We start from the raw sequence: 5,212 nt of genomic DNA, 5'->3' as shown, positions 1-5,212 counted from the left end.
GTGGATCGCCGCATGCTCAGCAGCGGTCATCTCCCGTAAGCAGACTGGTGCCATGGCTCGCCTCCGCCAGCAGGTCAGAAGGGGCTGCCATTATACCCCGCAACCTGCCGGATGCACCACTAAGGCCACAGTGGGATGGGGTACGCCGACGATTGATGCCGAGCCTGTCGTTGTTCTCGCTTGGCAACGAAAACCTGCCGCAAAGTTCTGCAAAACGTAGACCTGTGCGTTCCTCTGCTGCGTAACAGAACAACTAGCGTTCCCAGTCACCCCCCCCTTTCCTGTCCACCCGAACGGATCAGACCACGTGAAAGACCTTCTCAAAAAACTCTTTGGACTTGGGCTCTCGAAAGACGCCATCATTGCTCCCCACGGTGCGATCCTCACACTCGGTGAGGACCGCCGGGGCGTTCCTCACGGCACGACCCGGAACGCCAATACCCTCCTCCTCGGAGCCAGCTCGCGCCAGCGGGTGGAGAGGGTGATCGTCCCGACCCTTCTGCGGGGCACATCGGCCAGCTACATCGTCGACGACCCGACCGGGGAGGTTTACGACCTCACCGCTGCCACCCGCGCCAAACTGGGACCCGTCTCGCGCATTCGGTGGCACAACGGGAGTTCGTATAATCCACTCGCTGACATCAATCTGGGCACCGATCTGGAGACCCGCTCCCGGCGGCTGCGCAACGTCGCAGAAACGTTCATCACCCAATGGCCAGACGGATCCGACAGGATCCCAGAGATCAAAACGAACGACGGCAACGACACCATCGAGCAGGAAGCGATCTCCGCTCTCTGGGGCCTTCTGGAGCTCGCCACCGCGCAGGCCGCAAACGCCGGCGGACTGCGCCTGGTCGAGCCGACCTTGACGGGACTGTGCACGGTCCTCATCGAGCACCGTCTTGACGATACAGCTGGTGATTATGTTGTCGCCGCCGACAACTCCGGGAGCCCGAGGGCACTGTTCGAATTGCGCGCCTACGCGGCTCTTTCCGATGAGCGCCGTCGGGTGATCCACGACGCGATCGTGCAACGGCTGGGGGCCTTTCATACTCCCGAGACGTCCTGGGCCTCCGGCGATCCACGCGGCCAGTGGGCGGCGCACCGGAACATCAGTACCTCTGAGGGGGTCGAGATCAGCGGCCCGGCAACCGTTTATGTGTGCTGCCCGACCCGACATGGCCAGCATGCCGCGGCCTACAATCTCCTGACACGCCTCCTGTGGCAGCAGATCATTGATGAAGCAATTCATAGCCGCAGCGAACAGGCCGCTGACAAGCCTCAGCGGCCTGCTGTGTTCATCTTCACAAACACCGATCAGGCCGAGCCGATCTCGGGAATGACGGCGCTGACTGCGGCCGCCAAGAAGACCGACCTCTCCATCCTCGTTTCCGCTGACGATGCGGCATCTCTTGACCGACTCTATGGACCGGCCAATGCTGTCGCTCTCAAGGCCGCGATGGACCTGGAACTCGATTTCGATCCAGCCGCCACCCGATTCATGGTCAGAGGACCTGAAAAGCCCGTCCTGCGGCCTTCCCAGGCAATGGGATCCTTTCTCCTGCCCGCGCCCAGAGATTTTTAGAAATCTGCGCCAGGGATTTTCCGCATCTGACATCTCTGGCGCGCGTTCTGCAGGACGTCCTCGTCCGGCCTCAATCCACCAAAAGATCTTGGAACCGCCAATTGGCCGGAATCTGTCGCAAATCTGGCCAAGCGCCGGAACAAGACAGAGTTGCCTATGATTGTCCCTGCGGCGAGAGGAGCAAACTGCTCCGCGAGTGATGGTGGCCGGCTGCAGGCATATCTGGCTTGCTGGCGATGGGGCTGAGCAAGAATGCGTCGATCTTTGATCGAGTTTCGAAGCAAAAACTCCGTTTCGCTTTTGCTCTGCAGGCTGTTGTCTATTACCACTCAGTATGACAACAACTGTTGCTCTCCCGGGAAGCCGCAGTGGTTCTCATCCAGTTGGTTCCACGTCGTCGGGAGAACATTCGAAGATTCCTATTCCAGTCAGGAAGTAAATGGACGCACAGAGATGCCCTACACTCTCTCTCGGCTTGCACCCGGCAGCTACGACGTGCTGCGCGATGGGGTGATTATCGCCAGCCTGGTGCGCAGCGGTGAAACCAACAGAGCGACTTGGACCGTGGAGCTTTTGATGGATGTGCATCCACGGAGAAGACCTGCGCCTTTCACAGCGACAGAGCACACCTTCGGCAGCCTGGAGGAGGCTCAAAGGTGGCTGGGAGGAGCCGAACTCCAGGACACAGAGACCCAAGGCTAGAATCCAGAGAACCGTGGAAGATGTCAAAGCAGACCCATTCGATCAGACGGGAACAAGAGGACAGAGGTGATGCGCTTGAGGCATACCTCCTCGAACACGCCCCCGGCTTGCGAGAGCACTATGCGGCACAGCACAGCGCCTTCAGCCAGTTGGAGGACGATGCTTACGCACGCCATCGTGATCCAACGCCAGACGACATAGCGGCGGCTGAAGCGGCGGAGGCTGCCCTCCCGTCCAGGAAGAGGACCGAGGCTCAATTGCGCCGAAGCTTTGCCCCTTTGGCCGTCCACCTGCCAAGCGAGATCAAGCGCAAACGGAAACGCTTCGTTCAACAGGGCCAGTGGGCCTGGAACAGAGCCAATCCTACGCCTCTGACATGGGAGCTGGAGCGAGCTCTCACGGCAGAATTCATCAAGATCATTGGGCGCTGACCGCTCATCAGACTGCTTCCCCACACCTGGCCACTTCCTACTCAGGCTTGTCCCCGCACGATAAGGGCGCAAGGCTCCCTCTAGGGCCTCGACTCCTCAGCGATGGCGGAGTGCAGGCCTTGGAGCCACCCGGCGATGTCGGATGAATAATGCGCCACCTCCATCACGAGCAGCGCAAGGTCCTCATCCGTCGGGGCTGGGGCACCCTTCAATCGCGACAGGAGCTTCATGACCGCTTGATCACGCGTGGGTTCCGGAGGGTCTGCGGCCCAACCGATGCTGGCCTTGTTGACGGCGAGCTTGAAGCGCTCCCCGCTCTGGAAGCGGGCATCAACAATCCACCCGTTCCCGCTCGGGCTCAGGTCGGCGACGGTGAGGGATGGAGTTCTGATCCCGACCTCGGGTTCAGAATGATTATCGGACACCTCCAGCACTTCCCGCAGCCCCTCGATGAACTGTTCGATGCTCGTCGCGGACCGGGCCAGTGTCTCCATCCCATAGATGACCTGGTTGAGGCTGGTGAACGGATAGCCTGGTGCCCCCACTCTGTCGGCGCTCCAGTGAAAGATGGATGACAGCCTCTCGGCGATCTTCCCATCATTAGGGGCCACGCTGACGCTTGTGCCGCCCTTGCCGGCTGTCACCGTCACCGTCCTGTCATCCGGGAACACGATCCGGAGCCTGAGGAGGTCACCATCGATGACCTTGGTTGTGAGCGTCACCGGATGCCTCCTTTCGCCTCACGGTCTCGACGGCGACGGTATACCCGTCCAGCGGAGCCTTGGACAACACGGGTTCATCTTGGGATTCGATGGCTTGCCCCGATGCAAGCTGCGACAGAGCCATCCTCAGAATGACACCTGCCCAGAGCGGCCTTGGGCTCCGCTTTGGCTGTGACAGGGCGAATACGTCGCGATCGTCATGTGCCATGTGAGCAGGATGACCGACTTCATGCACTTGCCTGGGCGGCTCCGGATCGAGACTGAGGAGCCTCAGGATCAAGTCAATCAGCCCCTCGGTCTGACCGAGGGCCAGACGAAACACCACAGATCGAGGGCCTGCGACCGGTGAGGACCAATTCGCTTCAACAAGGCCCAGGTCAAAGGACAAGGTGAAGAGGCGATGGCCTCCTACTTGAGGTATGCTGCCTTGCGGTCAAACGCCGTCCTGCGTCAGAGATCCCACCAGTGCGCTCATACACAAGGCGTCTTGGTCCGCCAAAGGAGGTGTGCTCAATGCCAGGAGCATGCCGCGTTCCAGTGCTCTCAGCACGTTCGGCATGGCCTCGACGAAGGCCGTCCTGCTGGTCTTCCCCCGGAGACGACAACTTCCTCTCAAGGCATGCACAAACCTCGCAAATGAGATCGGTGGCCGTCGCCAACTCGGCTTCGTCGAACTCGAAACAGCCCCAGCGATCAACGGTTGCGCCCGTGGCGTGGGAGTAAATCTCAAGCCAGAAGGGTGGCTCCGCCGGAACAGTTCCCGCCGGGCGGGCACACTCGGTCAACCGCACTTCGAGGGCACCAAACCGCGCCAGTGTCGCACGGCGCGAGCCATCGGCCCGCTCCGGGGTGACGGCTAATTGCGCGTAGGTGCAGAGAATCCGTTGCTCGATCTCGTCAGTGTCAAGGAGATCGGCTGCACGGCGGTGCAGAGGCTGCAAGGGATGCAAAATGAATCTCTCCGTTAGGTCAGGCCCGGCGACCTGAACCGTGCCAAACGCACGCTCTTGCCTGACGAGACCGTCTGCTAATTGAACGAGATGGCAAGCCAGAGAACCAGGAACGCGAGCGAACTGGCGACAGCAGCTCACTCTGACCCTGTCAGGGCGCCTGAAGCGCGGCTTGAAGACTTGCGCGGGACCATGTCTCTGTCACAGGCTATCAACGTCTTGAAACGGGACGCCTCGGCTGCGCCAAGACGCAGTCTCCGAGGCTATGCTGCATTGCAGCATTAGCAAGTTTGATCTGCGGGATGCTGCTATGCGCTGACTACATGCTCTCGCATGACGTTCCACAGAGGTCGATCATGCCGAAACTCGGGTGCTGTAGCGATCTCATGATGGTCACGGCGAGCCCAGGGAGTAGGACTCTCTTGATCGATGCTGACCTTGAAGGATACCAGTGCTGTCCCCTCACCGTCAGGGTTCAGGAACATCGATGCTGTGGGCGAGGGTCAATGGTTGTGATGGTCGTGTAGGTGTAAGGCAACAGCCGCTCGAAGCTGCGGCGCACCGTGCCGTAGCACTCGCACGAAGCTCTCTCCAGGCCGGTACGATCCATGACGGTGATCACGCCCCGGCCCTGCCGGATCAGTCCCGCCTCCTGAAGCGCCCGCGTGATGCTGCTCACCGTGGAGCGCTGTACGCCCAGCATGTCGGCCAGGAACTCGTGCGTGAGCGGCACGGTGTCCCGATCGAGCCGGTCGTGCATGCTCAGGATCCAGCGGCAACAGCGCTCCTCGACGCTGTGGACTGCATTGCAGGCCACATTCT

Annotated in this window: 5 protein-coding genes; 3 read left to right on the top strand and 2 right to left on the bottom strand. The window is 60.8% G+C overall.

The window, feature by feature from the left end:
• Positions 1-307: 307 nt before the first annotated feature.
• From ACS5Q1_RS46320 to ACS5Q1_RS46310, 3 genes are all read left to right on the top strand, one after another.
• On the top strand, positions 308-1,585 hold the full coding sequence (locus ACS5Q1_RS46320) for a type IV secretory system conjugative DNA transfer family protein (protein ID WP_473104529.1): 1,278 nt from the start codon (positions 308-310) through the stop codon (positions 1,583-1,585).
• Positions 1,586-2,038: 453 nt separating this feature from the next.
• Positions 2,039-2,287 (top strand): hypothetical protein, encoded by a 249-nt coding sequence (locus ACS5Q1_RS46315; RefSeq protein WP_473104528.1) that lies wholly within the window; start codon positions 2,039-2,041, stop codon positions 2,285-2,287.
• A 20-nt stretch (positions 2,288-2,307) separates the two neighbouring features.
• Entirely contained in the window at positions 2,308-2,718 is a 411-nt protein-coding gene (locus ACS5Q1_RS46310; RefSeq protein WP_473104527.1) for a hypothetical protein, read from the top strand.
• 80 nt (positions 2,719-2,798) lie between these two features.
• On the opposite strand, the gene ACS5Q1_RS46305 is transcribed toward ACS5Q1_RS46310, so the two are convergent.
• Positions 2,799-3,440, bottom strand: a complete 642-nt coding sequence (locus ACS5Q1_RS46305; protein WP_473104526.1) for a hypothetical protein — start codon at positions 3,438-3,440, stop codon at positions 2,799-2,801.
• A gap of 1,425 nt (positions 3,441-4,865) precedes the next feature.
• On the bottom strand, positions 4,866-5,212 hold a 347-nt coding region (locus tag ACS5Q1_RS46300), incomplete at its 5' end, for a Crp/Fnr family transcriptional regulator (RefSeq protein ID WP_473104525.1).

Source organism: Microvirga sp. GN3 (assembly GCF_055792825.1).
The sequence above is the reverse complement of the archived record's forward strand: the minus strand, read 5'-3'. Positions and strand labels throughout refer to the sequence as shown.

What these genes read in the sequence shown, in the direction of transcription:
- ACS5Q1_RS46310 (WP_473104527.1), top strand. Translation starts at nt 2,308, where the DNA reads ATGTCAAAGCAGACCCATTCGATCAGACGGGAACAAGAGGACAGAGGT.
- ACS5Q1_RS46315 (WP_473104528.1), top strand. Translation starts at nt 2,039, where the DNA reads ATGCCCTACACTCTCTCTCGGCTTGCACCCGGCAGCTACGACGTGCTG.